Below are 16,456 nucleotides of genomic sequence, written 5' to 3'. Positions count from 1 at the left end.
CCGGCGGCCGCACGGCACCACGCCGGCGCCGGGCATGCGCGCGGTGGCTGGTCGAACCGCGCTCGGCCGAGCCGCACCCGCTCGACCGGCCGGGTCGAGACCGCCGGCGCCGGCACGGGTCCGGTGCCGGCACGAAGACTGCACGATGGAGGAAGAGATGACTGCCTACACGTTCACGACGAGCACCCCGGTCGGGCCGTTCACGGTGCTGGCCGCGGCCGACCACGCCGTCCTGGCCAGCGGTTGGACCGACGACCCGGAGACGCTGCGGGTGCTGGTGCACCCGTCGCTGCGGCCGGAGCGGGTCACCGCCGGCGACGGGGGCGACATCGCCGCCGCGGTCGAGGCGTACCTGGCCGGCGACCTGACCGCGACCGACCGGGTCCAGGTCCGGCAGGCCAGCGGTCCGTTCCTGGCGCACTCCTGGGACGTGCTGCGCACGGTGCCGGCCGGCGACCCGGTGACCTACACCCGGTACGCGGAGCTGGCCGGTCGACCGGCCGCGGTCCGGGCCGCCGCCAACGCGTGCGCGCGCAACGCCGCGGCGCTGTTCGTACCGTGTCACCGGGTGCTGCGCACCGACGGTTCGCTGGGCGGGTTCCGGTGGGGGCTGCCGGTCAAGCGCTGGCTGCTCGATCACGAGGCGCACTGAGCGCGCGCCAGCCGCGCACGCACACGTACGCGGCGAGCAGCAGGACGAACAGGCCACCGTCCGCGGCGAGGATCGTCGCGGTGCCGGTGGCGCTGCCCGCGAGCTGGTAGCCGAGCGCGGCGAGGGTCAGCGCGAGCTTGCTCGCCAGCACCAGTTCCCAGAGGTACGGCAGGGCGTGCGGGCGCGCCGCGAGCAGGGCGAACAGGCCCGCGAAGACAGCGAGACCGACCATCCGCCAGGTTTCCACGATGCGGGTGTCGGCGCCGGCGCCGACCACGTCGGCGACCGCGGCCACGGCCGAGAGCAGGGCCGCGGCGGCGGCCACCGCGGTGAGCACCCGGCCGACGGTGAACGCCGGGCGCCGCCCGACCCGTACCTTGAGAACTGTCATAGCTAGAAAGCTAATACTAATAGCCATGGGAAGCAAGGATGTGCCGGTGAGGTCCGCCACACCGCCGCGGGCACCGGAGCCTGTATGTGCTGTCCAGCGGACGAAATTGACGCGAAGCCTGTCGGTCCTTACCGATAACGTCGGGGTGTGCCCAAGGAACCTCCCGAACCCAGCCGCAGTGCGCACAACCCTCTACACAATCTGTGGCGAATCCGGCACTATCTGCGTCCCTATCTGGGCCACATGATCGTCATGCTGGTGTCCGCCGGCCTCGCCGTCGGCGCCAGCATCGTCGTCCCGCTGGTGATGCAGCGCGTGGTCGACGGGCCGGTGCGGCACCACGACCAGAACGGACTGATCTGGTTCGGGCTGGCGGCGCTCGCTCTCGGCGCGCTGGAAGCGTTCATGGTCTTCCTCCGCCGCTGGACCCAGTCGTACGCGTCGCTGTCGATGGAGGCCGACGTCCGCGACGACCTGTACGCGCACATGCAGAAGCTGCCGCTGACCTTCCACGACCGGTGGCAGTCCGGGCAGCTGCTGTCGCGCGCGATCACCGACATCGGCTCGCTGCGCCGGTTCCTGTCCTTCGGCGTGATCTACCTGATCGTCAACATCTGCCAGTACGCCGTGGTCGTCGTGCTGCTGATCCGGCTGTACCCGCCGCTCGGCGCCCTGGTGGCGCTGTCCGCGGTGCCGCTGTTCCTGATCAGCCGGCAGTTCGCGAAGCGGTTCCTGCGGGTGTCCCGGCAGGTGCAGGACGCCCAGGGCGACCTCGCCACCTACGTCGAGGAGTCGGCGCACGGCATCCGGGTGGTCAAGGCGTTCGGCCGGCGGCACCACATGTTCACCCGGTTCACCGCGAACGCCGACAAGGTCTACCAGCTCGCGGTGCAGCGGGCCCGGCTCGACTCCCGGTTCGCCCCGCTGTACGAGCTGATCCCGAACCTGTCGCTCGCCGTCATCATCGTCGTCGGCGCCGTCGCGGTGGTCCAGGGCCACATGACGCTCGGCCAGCTCGTCGCGTTCGCCACCCTGCAGATGGGGCTGGTCTGGCCGGTCGAGTCGCTCGGCTGGATCCTCGCCAGCGGCCAGGAGGCGATGACCGCCGCCGACCGCATCTACGACGTGTTCGACACCGAGCCCACCGTCGTCGACCGGCCCGGCGCCGTCGACCTGCGGCGCGACGAGCTGCGCGGCGCGGTGCGGTTCTCCGACGTCCGGTTCAGCTATCCGGGCAGCGACACGCCCGTACTGGCCGGCATCGACCTCGACATCGCACCGGGCGAGACGATGGCGCTGGTCGGCGTCACCGGCTCCGGCAAGACCACCGCGGTCTCGCTCGTCCCCCGGCTGTACGACGTGACCGGCGGCCGGATCACCATCGACGGCCACGACGTGCGCGACTGCACCCTCGACTCGCTGCGCCGCAACGTCGCCACCGCGTTCGAGGAGCCGATCCTGTTCTCCATGAGCGTCCGGGAGAACCTGGCGCTCGGCCGCCCCGACGCCACCGACGACGACCTGGCCGAGGCGCTGCGCGTCGCCCAGGCCGACTTCGTGTACGAGCTGCCCTGGGGGCTGGACACCCGGGTCGGCGAGCAGGGGCTGTCGCTGTCCGGCGGGCAGCGACAGCGGCTCGCGCTGGCCCGCGCCGTCGTGTCCCGGCCCAAGGTGCTGGTGCTCGACGACCCGCTGTCCGCGCTCGACGTCAACACCGAGGCGCTGGTCGAGGAGGCGCTGGAACGGGTCCTCGCCGGTACCACCGCGCTGCTGGTCGTGCACCGGCCCAGCACCGTCGCGCTCGCCGACCGGGTCGCGCTGCTGGAGGACGGCCGGATCACCGCCGTCGGTACCCACTCCGAGCTGCTCGCCACGGTGCCGAGCTACCGCGCGGTGCTGTCCGCCGAGGCGGACGACCGGCCCGATCTGCTGCCCGAGGGAAAGGGGGTCGCGGCCCGATGAACCAGCGTGAGCGAGCGAACGCGTCGCGCCCCGGCGGCGTTCCGGCGAGGGAGGAACACCGATGAGCTCCCCCACTTCCGAACAGCCGCTGGACATCGAGGCGTGGCGCGGGATCGCCAGTGAGGAGAACTCCGAACGTACCGCCGCGGAGGCGACCGACAAGCGTTCGGTGGCCCGGCTGCGCTCCCGCAGCATGCAACTGCTCGGCTCGCTGGTCCGGCCGCACCGCCGCATCCTCGCGCTCGCCGTGGTGCTGCTGCTGGTGCAGGACGTGGCCGCGATGGCCGGGCCGTTCCTGGTCCAGGTCGGCATCGACCGGGGCATCCCGCCACTGCGCGACCACCACAGCTACGCGGTGCTGCTCTCCGTCGGCGTCGCGTTCCTGACCGCGTCCGGGCTCGGCTACCTGACCAAGCGCGCGTTCCTGATGCTGTCCGGCCGGATCGGCCAGGCGATCCTGTTCGACCTGCGCCGCCGGGTGTACAAGCACTTCCAGAAGCTGTCCCTGTCGTTCCACGAGCGGTACACCTCGGGCCGGATGATCGCCCGGCTGACCTCCGACATGGACTCCATCTCCGAGATGGTCGACAACGGCATCGACGACCTGGTGCTCGCCGGGCTCAACGTGATCAGCGTGGCGATCATCCTGCTGTTCCTGGACTGGCCGCTGGCACTGGCGACGCTGTGCTCGTTCCCGTTCCTGCTGTGGCTGTCGGCGTGGTTCCGCAGCCAGTCGGCCCGGGCGTACCGCCGGACGCGGGAGACGGTGTCGCTGGTCATCGTGCACTTCGTCGAGTCGCTCGGCGGCATCCGCGCGGTGCACGCGTACCGGCGCGAGCCGCGCAACCAGGAGATCTTCGAGGCCGTCAACCACGAGTACAAGCGGGCCAACCAGCGCGCGTTCCAGCTCATCGCGATCTTCTCCCCCGGGATCAAGCTGATCGGCAACGTCACGATCGCCGTCGTGCTCACCTACGGCGGCTACCGGGTGCTGCACGGCCAGGCCGAGATCGGCGTGTTCGCCGCGTTCGTGCTGTACCTGCGGAAGTTCTTCGAGCCGATGCAGGACCTGTCGATGTTCTACAACTCGCTGCAGTCGGCCACCGCCGCGCTGGAGAAGCTCGCCGGCGTGCTGGACGAGAAGCCCGACGTGGCCGAGCCGACCTCGCCGCACGAGCTGACCGCGTCGCGGGGCGAGCTGCGGTTCGAGTCGGTGCAGTTCGGTTACCGGGCCGACCGGCTCGTGCTGCCCGAGCTGAACCTGACGCTGCCGGCCGGCCAGACCGTCGCGGTCGTCGGCGCCACCGGCGCCGGCAAGACGACCATCGCCAAACTGGTGTCCCGGTTCTACGACCCGACCGCCGGCCGGGTCACCCTCGACGGCGTCGACCTGCGCGATCTCGCCGAGACCGACCTGCGCCGCGCGGTCGTCATGGTCACCCAGGAGAACTTCCTGTTCTCCGGCACGGTGCGGGAGAACATCGCGTTCGGCAAGCCGGACGCCACCGACGCCGAGATCGAACGCGCCGCGCGGGCCATCGGCGCGCACGACTTCATCGCCGCGCTGCCCGAGAGGTACGGCACCGACGTGGCGAAGGGTGGCGGCCGGCTGTCCGCCGGACAGCGCCAGCTCGTCGCGTTCGCCCGCGCGTTCCTCGCCGACCCGGCCGTGCTCATCCTCGACGAGGCGACCAGCTCGCTGGACATCCCGTCCGAACGGCTGGTGCAGCGTGCCCTGCGCACGATCCTCGCCGACCGTACCGCGATCGTGATCGCGCACCGACTGTCCACAGTGGAGATCGCGGACCGGGTACTGGTGCTCGACGCCGGCATCGTGGTCGAGGACGGCACCCCGGCGCAGCTCATCGATGGCGACGGCCGCTACGCCGACCTCCACCGCCAATGGGAAGACTCCCTGGTCTGACCACGCCTGCCAGGTGACCGGATTCCGGGCACCACCGAAGTGCGCCAAGCGCTACTGTGTTGCGGCCCCACCGGGCCGCACCTCCTTCCGCAGAGAGGAACACGGGAGTGCGCAGACCCCTCGTGCGCCGCGTCGTCGCCTGTCTGGGCGCCACCGCCGCGGCCGCCGCCACCGTCCTGGTGGCATCGCCGGCAACGGCCGGCACCCACTACCACGACCAGCCACGCGTTTCCTGGTCGTACACCGATTCCGCCGCACCCGACACGAACCACGTCGACCCGACCGACGACGTGCCGCTCGGTGCCTGGCAGGACGACGCCGGCACCATCCACCGGTCCCGCGTGTACGCGAGCTTCGACATCAGCGGGCTCGCCGGCCGCCACGTCATCGTCGCCCACCTGTACGCACGCGAGTCGGCGGCAACCGACTGCGCCGAACGCCAGATCGAGGTGTGGCGCACCGCCGACGGACCGCCCAGCCCGACCTGGAGCAAGGCACCACAGGCGATCGAACAGCTCGGTGTCATCGGCGCCACCCAGACCTGCCCGGCGGATCTGGGGCTCGACCTGACCGACGCGGTACGGGCAGCGCTCGCCGCAGGCCGCACCGAACTGTCGGTCGAACTGCGCGAACCGACCGCGGTCGAGGACCAGCCCGCGCACGGCCGGCGGCTGAACGCGCAGTACGGCATGGATCTGGACGTCGGGTCGAACGCGATCCCCAGCACTCCGACCACGCTGACCAACGACGAACAGCCGTGCACCACCAGCACCCCCTACGCCTACGTGGCCGTGCCACCGTCATCGGCGCCGCTGGGGTCCCAACCCACCCTGTCGGCCCTGTTCGGCGACCCCGACGGGCTGGAATCGTCGTTCTCGGCCGAGTTCGTGCTCTGGCCCGTGGCCCATCCGGACCAGACCACGACGCTGCCCGACGACTACGCCCAGCAGGGCACACCCACTGACGTCACCGTGCCCGCCGGTACCCTGGCCGACGGCGTGACGTATGCCTGGCACACCCGGGCCAGGGACGGTGTCGACACCTCAGACTGGTCGGCCACCTGCTACTTCGTGGCCGACACGCAGCGGCCCGACAAGCCGCCGGCGGTCACCTCCACGTACACCACCGACGGCTGGAACGCGGGCGGCACGCCGATGCAGGTCACCTTGAGCGCGAACGGCGTGAGTGACGTCGTCGCGTATCAGTACTCGTGGAAGTCGCCCCTGGGCACGATCGACGTCGGGAACGGAGATCCCTTCGACGGCAAGGGTTTCGTCCGCGCGGACACGCTCGGCGGCTCGGCGACGGTGAGCCTGGTACCGCCGAACTCCGGCCCGAACACGCTGACCGTCGCCAGCTACGACCGGGCGTACCAGCAGTCCGACTCGACGACCTACACCGTCGAGGTGCGCGACACGTCTCCCGTCGTCACCGTCGACGGGACACCGCAGTACGGCAGCCCGGTGACCGTGCATCTCGCGCCCGGGCCGAACGTCAGCGACGTCGACGACTACACCTACACGGTCAACGGCGGTGCGGAGCAGACCGTCGCGGCGGGCAGCGACGGGTCCGCGACGGTCACCGTCGAGTTCGACAGCCCGGGCCTGAACCAGCTGGACGTGCGCAGCCACAGCAGCAACGGTTGGGTCACCCCCGTCAAGTCCTGGAGCGTCACGTTCGACACCAGCCCGACGGTCACCTCCGACACCTGGCCGGAGTACGACACCGGCGGTGGGGTCGGTGTCGCCGGGACGTTCGCGGTGAGCTCGTCACTGCCCGGCGTCGTGTCGTTCGGGTACTCGTTCGACTGGGGTGACGAGAGCGTCGTCGCGGCCACCGACGGCGGCGCGACGATCCCGTACACGCCGGACTCCAGCGGCGGGCATGCGTTGGAGGTGTACCCGATCCTCGCGGACGGAACGCACCTGAGCTCGTACACGTACTACTTCACGGTCGCCGAGGAGTGACGCGCCGGCGGGCGTCCCGCGGCATCGTCCGCCACGGGACGCCCGCCGCACCGAGATGCAGGTCGTTCCGCTGCCTGCCGTCGAGCAGCGGCAACACCGCCGCGTGGCCGGACGACACGCCGTTACGCCGCCGAGGTCTTCGCTGGCGCGCCGACGACCGGAACATCACCCCGATACGGGCGCCGGTGGCCGTGACGGCACGGGCGTGCCTATCCTGGACACATGTTCGAAACGGGGGCAGAGTGCGTCGCCGACCCCGTCGTGCCCGGCATCGTCGACGGGCCCCTCGATGAATGCTCGTTCGATCCCGCCGACCTCGATCCGCCCGTCGACCCGTCCGCGTTCGAACTGCCGGTGTTGCCGGTGGAGTGGCTCGACGCGGACGACTGTCTCACCGCGCTCGCGGCGGCCGAGCAGCAGATCGCGATGCTGTACGCCCGACAAGCCCGACTCATCGCGCGCTTCGCCGCGCTGCGCCGCGATCACCCGCTGCGCCCGACCTCCGAGTTCACCGCAGACGAGCTCGCCGCTGCACTGAGCTGGCCGCGCTGGCGGGCTGCACAGCGACTCGCTCAGGCCGAAGCGCTGACCGCGCGACTACCGGCAACGATGGCCGCGCTCGACCACGGCTCCATCGATCCGCCAACCGCCGAGGGGCTGTGCCGGGTCACCGCGCAGGTGGCCGACTCCACCACCGTCGACGCCGTGGAGCGAAAGGCACTCGGACCGAACCCCGCCGGGCTGACCAGCGGCCAGATCAAGGCCCGGGCCCGGCGCGCGGTCGCCGAGCTCGACCCGCACCATGCCGACCGTCACCTGCGCGCCGCCCAGCAACGACGGGTCACGCTGGTCCCACAGGAAGACGGCATGGCCGGGCTGTGGGCGTTGCTGCCCGCCGAGGATGCTGTCGCGATCCGCGACCGGCTCACCGCGCTCGCGCGCGACACCCGCACCGACGACACCCGTACCGCGGACCAGCGCCGCGCCGACGTGTTCGTCGACCTGCTGCTCGGCGCGCCGGCGCAGCGTGAGGTTCGGGTGAACCTCACGCTGCCTCTCGACACGGCGCTCGGTGGAAACAGCCCCGCCGAGCTGGCCGGGTACGGGCCGATCGACGCCGACACCGCACGGCGACTCGCTGCGGACGCAACCTGGCGCCGAATCCTCACCGATGCCAAGACGGGCGCGGTCGTCGATGTCGGCCGCAGCACGTACCGGCCGCCGGCCGCCCTCGCCGATCTCGTGGTGGCACGCGACCGGTGCTGCGTCTTTCCTGGCTGCACGTACCCGGCCGACTCCTGCGATCTGGACCATACGATCTCGTGGCAAGACGGTGGAAGCACCAGCGCGGCCAACCTCGGCGCGCTCTGTCGGCATCACCACCGCCTGAAACACGAGACGGCGTGGCAACTGGAACAGCCTGCCCCTGGGCGCTTCCGATGGACGAGCCCCACCGGCCGGCGGTACACGACGGGTTCGGCGCTGTCACGGGGACAACCGACCAGCAGACAGCCAACCGGCCCCGAACGGGATAGCTAGCTCGGGAAACGCGTCGCCGGGACAGCCTGCACTCCGTAGCATCGGCACATGACCGCTACGGAGCGCGCCGCCGCGCGCGTCCCCGATCGACCGTCCCTCGACGGGCTGGCCGAGAAGTGGACGCGGCGTTGGGCTGAACTGGGGACCTACACCTTCGACCGGCGGAAGAACCGGTCCGAGGTATTCGCCATCGACACCCCTCCGCTCACCGTATCCGGGTCCGTCCACATTGGACATGCGTTCTCCTACACGCACACCGACATCGTCGCCCGGTTCCAGCGGATGCAGGGCAAGGAGGTCTTCTACCCGGTGGGCTGGGACGACAACGGTCTGCCCACCGAGCGCCGGGTGCAGAACTACTTCGGGGTGCGATGTGACCCGACGCTGCCCTACGTCGCTGGTTACCGCCCGCCGCAGCAGCCGGTGGAGGAGCAACAGGCCGTGTCCCGGCGCAACTTCATCGAACTCTGCGAGCGGCTCACCGCCGACGACGAGCTGGTGTACGAGGAGACCTGGCGACGCCTGGGGCTGTCGGTGGACTGGTCCGCGCGCTACACGACGGTCGGCACCTCGGCGCAGGTGGCGAGCCAGCGTGCCTTCCTGCGGAACCTCCGCAGAGGAGAGGCGTACCAGGCCGAGGCACCGTCGCTGTGGGACATCTCGTTCGGTACCGCGGTGGCGCAGGCAGAGCTGGAGGACCGGGAGCGCCCCGGCGCCTACCACCGGCTGCTGTTCCGGGCCGCGACCGCAACGGTGGACCCGGACGACGACGAGCCCACGGGCGAACCGTTGTACGTGGAGACGACGCGGCCGGAGCTGCTCCCGGCCTGCGTGGCGCTGGTGTTTCACCCGGACGACGATCGGTACCGGCACCTCGCCGGTACGACGGCGGTCACGCCGCTGTTCGGCGTCGAGGTGCCGATCCGCCCGCACCGGCTCGCCGACCCGGAGAAGGGCACCGGCCTCGCCATGATCTGCACGTTCGGCGACCTGACCGACGTGATCTGGTGGCGGGAGCTGGACCTGCCGATCCGCTCGGTGATCGGCCGCAACGGCCGGATCCGGCACGACGTACCGGCCGGGCTGGAGTCCGCCGAGGCAGGCTTCCGGTACGCGCAGCTCGCGGGGTTGACGGTGGCCGCGGCCCGTCGCCGGATCGTGAAGCTGCTGCGGGAGTCCGGTGAGCTGGTCGGTGAGCCGCGGGCCATCACGCATCCGGTCAAGTTCTACGAGTACGGCGAAGCGCCGCTGGAGATCGTCACCGCCCGCCAGTGGTACCTGCGCAACGGCGGCCGTGATCTGCCGCTGCGGGAGCGGCTGCTGGAGCGGGGACGCGAGCTGCGCTGGGTGCCGGAGTTCATGCGCCACCGGTACGAGCACTGGGTGAACGGGCTGACCGGCGACTGGCTGGTGAGCCGGCAACGGTTCTTCGGGGTGCCGATCCCCGTCTGGTACCAGGTGCGGGACGACGGCACTCTCGACCACGATGCGCTGATCCTGCCGTCGGAGGCCGAGCTGCCGGTGGATCCGCAGAGCCAGCCGCCGTCCGGCTACTCCGAACAGCAGCGGGGTCGGCCGGGCGGGTTCGCCGCCGACCCGGACGTGTTCGATACGTGGGCGACCAGTTCGTTGACGCCGCAGATCGCGGGTGGCTGGGAGCGCGACGACGACCTGTTCGACCGGGTGTTCCCGATGGACCTGCGGCCGCAGGCGCACGAGATCATCCGTACCTGGCTGTTCTCCACCACGGTGCGCAGCCAGCTGGAGCACGACACCCTGCCGTGGCGTACCGCGGTGATCTCCGGCTGGATCCTGGACCCGGACCGCAAGAAGATGTCCAAGTCGAAGGGCCGGGCGGTCGGGCCGGACGAGTTGCTCGACCGGTACGGGCCGGACGCGGTGCGGTACTGGGCGGCGTGCGGTCGCCCCGGAGCCGACTTCACCCTGGACGAGAACCTGATGCGGGTCGGCCGCCGGCTCGCCACGAAGGTGCTCAACGCCAGCCGGTTCGTGTTGGGCCTCGGCTCGGCCGACGCCTTGCACGCCCCGGTCACCGAACCGCTCGACCGGGCGATGCTGTCGGAGTTGCGCGGCGTGATCGCGGCGGCGACGGCGGCGTTCCAGGCGTTCGACCACACCGCCGCGTTGGAGGCCGCCGAGCGCTTCTTCTGGGCCTTCTGCGACGACTATCTCGAACTGGTCAAGTCCCGCGCGTACGGGGAGCGTGGCGACGCGGCGGCCGCCTCGGCCAGGTCGGCGCTGGGCTGGGCGTTGTCGGCGCAGCTGCGGTTGCTGGCGCCGGTGGTGCCGTTCGTGACCGACGAGGTCTGGTCGTGGTGGCGGTACGGGTCGATCCACCGCGCCACCTGGCCGACCGCGCACGAGCTGACCCCGCTGGTGGGCGACGAGCCGGGGCTGCGGTTGGCGACGGTCGGCGAGGCGCTGCGGCAGATCCGGAAGGCGAAGTCGCAACGGAAGGTCTCGATGCGTACCGACGTGTCGCTGGCGGAGGTGAGCGCGCCAGCGGCGTTGGTGGAGGAGATCCGGCTCGCGAGCGACGATCTGCGCGCCGCCGGCCACCTCGACAAGCTCGAGTTCCATCCGGAGGCCGCGACCGAGCTCGTCGTGGCCTGCACGTTCTGATTCGTCCCGGCGGGGGCGCGCTCCCCCGCCGGGCGATCGGACCGTGCCATGCGGCTGCCCCGGCGCAGGGGCCCGGCTAGGCTTTCGGCTGTGGCGGACGAACCGGAGCGCAGGCCGGCGGTACGACCCGAGGCGGCGGTCGAGCGGACCGCCATGCGCGCATCCGACGACGACCGGGAGCGCGTCGCGCAGGTGCTGCACCAGGCGGCGAGCGAGGGCCGGCTGACCCTCGACGAGCTGCAGGAACGGCTCGACACGGTGTACGCCGCGCGCACCTACGGGCAGCTCGAGCCGGTGCTCGCCGACCTGCCCGACACCGGTACCCCGCTGGTCTCCTCGCCGCGCCGGGTCGCCGAGGAGCCGGAGGACACCCGCGTCGTCGTCGGCTTCCTGTCCGGCCCGTCCCGGCGGGGCAGTTGGCTGGTGCCGCGGACGCAGATCGCGGTGGCGGTGATGGGCGGCGTGACGCTCGACCTGCGGGAGGCCCGGTTCGGCACCGACGAGGTGACGATCCAGGCGTACGCGATGATGGGCGGCGTCGAGATCATCGTGCCGGACGATCTCGACGTCCGGGTCGACGGTTTCGGGCTGATGGGCGGGTTCGACGACACCGCCGCCGGTGCCGGCGACGGCACCGGCCCGCGGGTGCGGGTGACCGGCTTCGCGTTCTGGGGCGGCGTCGACGTCAAGCGCAAGCGTCGCCGCCGACCCGCCGACGACTGACCCCGGCACCGGCCGCCGACGACCGACCCGGCGCAGGGCGGTGCGGGACAGCCACCCGGCGCGGCCGCGCCTCAGCCGCGGCCCGGCGCGCCCGCGGAATCGCCGCTGCGGCGGATGCCGGAGGTCGCGCACCACCCCGGACGTCGGGCGCCGCGCGGCGCCCGGAACCGTCGCCGCCGGTGGATGTCAGTCGCTGCCGCCGAAGTCCCCGAAGTCACCGAAATCGAAGCCACCGTCGAACATGCCGCCACCGTCGCCACCGCCGTCGCCGCCACCACCGTCCCCGCCGTCCTGGCCCTGGGCGAAGCCGTCGGCGAAGCCGTTGTCGTACCCGCCGTCGAAGCCGCCCATGCCCATCCCGGGTGAGAAGAACGCGTCGAACAGCAGCATCGTGCCGACCCCGGCGGCGCCGGCGACCAGCGCGGTCTTCCACCACGGCTCCGAGTACCACCCGGCCGGGACGGGCCGGCCGCGCACCATGCCGCCGGGGTAGTAGTACGGCGTGTCCGAGCTGGCCTGCGGGCCGGCCCGGTATTCCTTGCCCTCCAGGGTGACCTCGCGCTCGGCGGTGAGGGCGCCGGCGGTGCGCTGGCCGGGCATCGGCGGCAGTTCGGGGCCCGGGTCGAGGTCCATCGCGGTCCGGGCGGCGCGCACGTAGTAGAGCCCCTCCAGCGCGGTGTGCCCGGCGAGCTCGAACTGCTTGGTGCTGGTGGCCTGGTCGAGCTGGCTGCCGGCCGCGTTGTACCGCTCGCCGGCGTCGACCAGCGCCTGCTTGACCGCGGCGTCGTCGTTCGCCACCAGGTTCATCACCTGGCCGCCGAGCCGTTCGTACCACCGCTGGGCGTCGGCGCGGGCGTCGGCCAGCGCGCGCTGCTTGCGCTGCTTGCTGGCCCGGGACCACCACACGGCGCCGGCAACCACGAGCACCACGAGAACGATGATCAGCACGAGCGTCTTCATGAATCGACGGTACCCGCATTTGCCCAGCGCTTACCTGAGAGCCGGGCCCTGGCGTCCGGTAAGTCCGCATCGATCTTTGCCGGGTGGCGGTGCGTGAAATCGTCGTACCCGCGAGGCATGCTGGCGGCCATGGACGTCGCTGTCGTACTCGTCGTCGCCGTGCTCTGCCTCGCCGCCGGCGTCGCGATCGGGGTGCTGTTCGCGCGCTCCCGGGCCGCCGCCGACACCGCCCGGTTGGAGGAGCGGCTGGCCGCGGCGCGCGACGGCGAGCAGCGGCTGGAGCAGTCACTGCGGGCGCTCACCCACGACGCGGCCCGGGAGCAGTCGGCGAGCCTGGGCACCCTGGTCGCCCCGCTGCGCGACAGCCTCTCCCGGTACGAGCAGCAGCTGGCCGAGCTGGAGCGGTCCCGGGTCGGCGCCTACGCCGAGCTGCGCGAGCAGCTGCGGGAGGTCGCCGGTACCTCCGAGCAGCTGCGCACCCAGACCGGCCAGCTGGTGTCGGCGCTGCGGGCGCCGCAGGTGCGCGGTCGGTGGGGCGAGCACCAGCTGCGGCGCATCGTCGAGGCGGCCGGGCTGGTGTCGCACTGCGACTTCGACGAGCAGGTGACGGTGACCACCGACGACGCGGTGGTCCGGCCCGACCTGGTGGTGCACCTGTCCGGCGGCAAGCAGGTGGTGGTCGACGCGAAGGCCCCGTTCAGCGGCTACCTGGACGCGATGGAGGCGCGGGACGAGCCGACCCGCAACGCCCGGCTCGACGCGCACGCCCGGCACCTGCGGGCTCACGTCGACCAGCTCGCCGCCAAGGCGTACTGGTCGGCGTTCGAGACGGCGCCGGAGTTCGTGGTGCTGTTCGTGCCGGCGGACACGTTCCTCGACGCGGCGCTGCAGCGCGACCCGACGCTGCTGGAGCACGGGTTCGAGCGCAACGTCGTGATCGCCACCCCGGCGACGCTGATCGCCCTGCTGCGCACGGTGGCGTACGCGTGGCGGCAGGACGCGCTGGCCGCCAACGCCGCCGACGTGCACCGGCTCGGCAAAGAGCTGTACGGGCGGCTGGCGACCATGGGCGGGCACGTGGCGAAGCTCGGCGGCGCACTGTCCGGCGCGGTCACCGCGTACAACAAGACGGTCGGGTCGCTGGAGAGCCGGGTGCTGGTGACCGCGCGCAAGTTCGCCGATCTCGGGGTCGCCGGCGAGGCCGAGGCGGCCGAGCTGCTCGGCGCGCCGCCGCAGGTCGAGTCGGCGGCCCGGCAGCTGCAGGCGCCGGAGCTGGTGGCGAGCGAGCAGTCCGCGCTGGTGGCGTTCGACGACCTGCCCCGGCAGCCGCGCGACCCGGCTCCCGCGGCGGCCGAGCCGGGTCGGCGCAGCGGCGAGGCCTGACCGGCGGAGAGGCCACCCGTTCCGCCACGGTGCGTAGGCAGATGCCAGCCGTGTGATGAATAGGTGTTTTTGCCACTGTTGCCGGTGTCTGAGGTCACCTATCCTGGCCTGTTCTGCTCACGGCCAGGGAGGTCCCATGCGCCTGACGACACGACCGCGCACCATCGCACTGCTTGGTGGGGCTGCCCTTGTCGGCGCCCTGCTCGCCGGCGCCACCGGCGCCTCCGGCACGCCGGTGCACCACTCCGTCACCCCGAACGCGGACGCCCCGATCCGGGTGCTGTTCGACAACACCAAGGCGGAGACCGCCGGCAACGCCGACTGGATCATCAGTACCTCGCAGCCGGATCCGTTGGGGCAGAACCCGAACCCGCAGTCCGAGACCGACTGGACCGGCGCGCTGTCGTCCTGGGGCGTGGCGCTGCAGAAGACCGGCGGGTACAGCCTCGACACGCTGTCGACGGGCACCATCACCTACGGCGGGGGCGGCGCGCTCGACCTGTCGAACTTCGACGTGTTCGTGCTGCCCGAGCCGAACGTGGCGCTCAGCGCGGCGGAGAAGACCGCGGTGATGAAGTTCGTGCAGGCCGGCGGCGGGTTGTTCATGATCAGCGATCACAACAACAGCGACCGGAACAACGACGGCATCGACTCGGTCGGCGTGCTCAACGACCTGATGACCAACAACAGCGTCGACTCGTCCGACCCGTTCGGCTTCTCGATCGACGTCAAGGACATCAACGCCGACACCCCGAAGGCGATCTCGGACAGCAGCAACCCGGTGCTGCACGGCAGCTTCGGCGACGTGACCTCGTCCAGCATCAACGACGGCACCACTCAGACGCTCAAGCCGTCGGACAACGCCGACGTCAAGGGCCTCGTCTACCAGTCGTCGGCGACCGCCGGCGGCACCACCGGGTCGTTCTTCGCCACCAGCAGCTTCGGCAGCGGGCGGGTCGCGGTCTGGGGTGACAGCTCCACCATCGACGACGGCACCGGCCAGTCCGGCAACACCCTGTACGACGGGTGGAACACCAACAGCAACGCGGCGCTGGCACTGAACGCGACCGCCTGGCTCGGCGGCGGCTCGACCACCGGTGGCGGCGGCACCGGCGGCGGTACCTGCACCGCCGGCCAGTTGATCAGCAACGCCGGCTTCGAGAGCGGCGGCACCGGCTGGTCCGCCAGCTCCGGCGTGATCACCAGCAGCTCGCAGGAGCCGGCGCACACCGGCTCGTACAAGGCGTGGCTGGACGGGTACGGCACCACGCACACCGACACGCTGTCCAGGTCGGTCGCCGTCCCCGCCGACTGCGGCACCGCGACCTTCTCGTACTGGCTGCACATCGACACCGCCGAGACGAGCAGCACCGCGTACGACAAGCTGAAGCTCGACGCGGTCACCCCGGCCGGGACGACCACGCTGGCCAGTTACTCCAACACCAACGCGACCTCCGGCTACGTGCAGAAGTCCGTCGACCTCTCCGGGTACGCGGGGCAGACCGTCACCCTCCGCTTCACCGGCACCGAGGGCTCCAAGCTGCAGACGTCGTTCGTCATCGACGACACCGCCCTCGACGTCTCCTGAACTCGTCGTGCCGCCGGGTCCTCGCCCCCCGGCGGCACGCCCGGACCGCACTGTCGGGCGGGATTTCCCGCCCGCGGATCGCCCGCGCCGGGCCGACAACCGACGACGGACTCCCCTCACCGTCACCGGCCCGGCCAGGTGCGGGCGATCCGCACCGTACGGCCGATGGCCGCCGCACCGGCGCGTTGCCACCATCGTCCCGTGCTGATCTTGATCCGCGTCGCCACCGTCGCGACGGCATACTGCGTGGCTCTGGTCGGGGCCACGATGCTGCCCGGGCCGTGGGCCCCGCCGTGGTGGTTGTCGTTGCCGGCGGTACCGGTCGCGGTGGCCGGTGTCGTGCTGGCGCAGTGGAGCATCCACCGCCAGCGTCGCAGCTGGAACAGGTCGTGGCTGGCCATGGCGGACAACTTCCGGGCGGCGGCCGCTTTACCTCGACGGCTCCGCGTGCTGGCCGGTGTCGCGGGTGTGGTGTTGCTGTCGTCCATCCTGGTGAGCATGCCGATGATCAGCCAGTTCGGGTTGTCACACCAGGGCGGCCGCTACTGGCGCGACGAGCGTTCCGGCCAGGTCGTCGAGATCTCCGAAACCGAGTACTGGCGTGCCCGGGCCGCCACTGACCGGGCCTTCGCCGGCATCGTGGGCTGGTTCTGCCTGGCAACCGCCGCGGTGCAGGAGGGCCGGCGGCGACGCGACGAGGGGCGGCCCGGCGCTCGATGACACC

Annotated in this window: 12 protein-coding genes; 10 read left to right on the top strand and 2 right to left on the bottom strand. The window is 71.6% G+C overall.

All coding sequences use genetic code 11. The annotated features are described in order from the left end of the window. Nucleotides 1-157: 157 nt before the first annotated feature. Complete coding sequence (locus tag NUM_RS33775) at nt 158-652, top strand: methylated-DNA--[protein]-cysteine S-methyltransferase (protein ID WP_207128995.1); 495 nt, start codon at nt 158-160, stop codon at nt 650-652. On the opposite strand, the gene NUM_RS33770 is transcribed toward NUM_RS33775, so the two are convergent. Next, complete coding sequence (locus NUM_RS33770; RefSeq protein ID WP_207128994.1) at nt 618-1,043, bottom strand: hypothetical protein; 426 nt, start codon at nt 1,041-1,043, stop codon at nt 618-620. The genes NUM_RS33775 and NUM_RS33770 overlap by 35 nt on opposite strands. 147 nt (nt 1,044-1,190) lie before the next feature. Here NUM_RS33770 and NUM_RS33765 point away from each other — a divergent pair, with 147 nt between their 5' ends. From NUM_RS33765 to NUM_RS33740, 6 genes are all read left to right on the top strand, one after another. Continuing rightward, complete coding sequence (locus NUM_RS33765; RefSeq protein WP_370467110.1) at nt 1,191-3,005, top strand: ABC transporter ATP-binding protein; 1,815 nt, start codon at nt 1,191-1,193, stop codon at nt 3,003-3,005. A 61-nt stretch (nt 3,006-3,066) separates the two neighbouring features. Beyond that, nucleotides 3,067-4,929, top strand: coding sequence for an ABC transporter ATP-binding protein (locus NUM_RS33760; protein WP_207128992.1), 1,863 nt, complete (start codon nt 3,067-3,069; stop codon nt 4,927-4,929). Nucleotides 4,930-5,036: 107 nt separating this feature from the next. Then, the gene (locus NUM_RS33755) at nt 5,037-6,896 is read left to right on the top strand and encodes a hypothetical protein (RefSeq protein WP_207128991.1); all 1,860 of its coding nucleotides are present in this window, start codon (nt 5,037-5,039) and stop codon (nt 6,894-6,896) included. Between the two features lie 222 nt (nt 6,897-7,118). Next, nucleotides 7,119-8,435, top strand: a complete 1,317-nt coding sequence (locus NUM_RS33750; protein WP_207128990.1) for an HNH endonuclease signature motif containing protein — start codon at nt 7,119-7,121, stop codon at nt 8,433-8,435. A 48-nt stretch (nt 8,436-8,483) separates the two neighbouring features. Further along, nucleotides 8,484-11,078 (top strand): valine--tRNA ligase, encoded by a 2,595-nt coding sequence (gene valS, locus NUM_RS33745; RefSeq protein ID WP_207128989.1) that lies wholly within the window; start codon nt 8,484-8,486, stop codon nt 11,076-11,078. A gap of 90 nt (nt 11,079-11,168) precedes the next feature. Beyond that, nucleotides 11,169-11,801, top strand: a complete 633-nt coding sequence (locus tag NUM_RS33740) for a DUF1707 SHOCT-like domain-containing protein (RefSeq protein ID WP_207128988.1) — start codon at nt 11,169-11,171, stop codon at nt 11,799-11,801. 186 nt (nt 11,802-11,987) lie between these two features. Here the strand turns inward: NUM_RS33740 and NUM_RS33735 are convergent, their stop codons facing one another. After that, entirely contained in the window at nt 11,988-12,761 is a 774-nt protein-coding gene (locus NUM_RS33735) for a hypothetical protein (protein WP_207128987.1), read from the bottom strand. A gap of 129 nt (nt 12,762-12,890) precedes the next feature. Here NUM_RS33735 and NUM_RS33730 point away from each other — a divergent pair, with 129 nt between their 5' ends. The 3 genes from NUM_RS33730 to NUM_RS33720 all read left to right on the top strand — a co-directional run bounded on the left by NUM_RS33730 (nt 12,891) and on the right by NUM_RS33720 (nt 16,452). Further along, nucleotides 12,891-14,144, top strand: a complete 1,254-nt coding sequence (locus NUM_RS33730) for a DNA recombination protein RmuC (RefSeq protein ID WP_370467109.1) — start codon at nt 12,891-12,893, stop codon at nt 14,142-14,144. Between the two features lie 136 nt (nt 14,145-14,280). Further along, on the top strand, nt 14,281-15,732 hold the full coding sequence (locus NUM_RS33725) for a M6 family metallopeptidase (protein ID WP_207128985.1): 1,452 nt from the start codon (nt 14,281-14,283) through the stop codon (nt 15,730-15,732). Between the two features lie 201 nt (nt 15,733-15,933). Next, nucleotides 15,934-16,452 (top strand): hypothetical protein, encoded by a 519-nt coding sequence (locus tag NUM_RS33720; RefSeq protein WP_207128984.1) that lies wholly within the window; start codon nt 15,934-15,936, stop codon nt 16,450-16,452. Nucleotides 16,453-16,456: the final 4 nt, after the last annotated feature.

The organism is Actinocatenispora comari (assembly GCF_017312725.1).
In the GTDB taxonomy this organism is placed as follows: Bacteria; Actinomycetota; Actinomycetes; order Mycobacteriales; family Micromonosporaceae; genus Actinocatenispora; species Actinocatenispora comari.
Note: the sequence above shows the minus strand (reverse complement) of the source record. Positions and strands in the feature narration are given on the sequence as shown.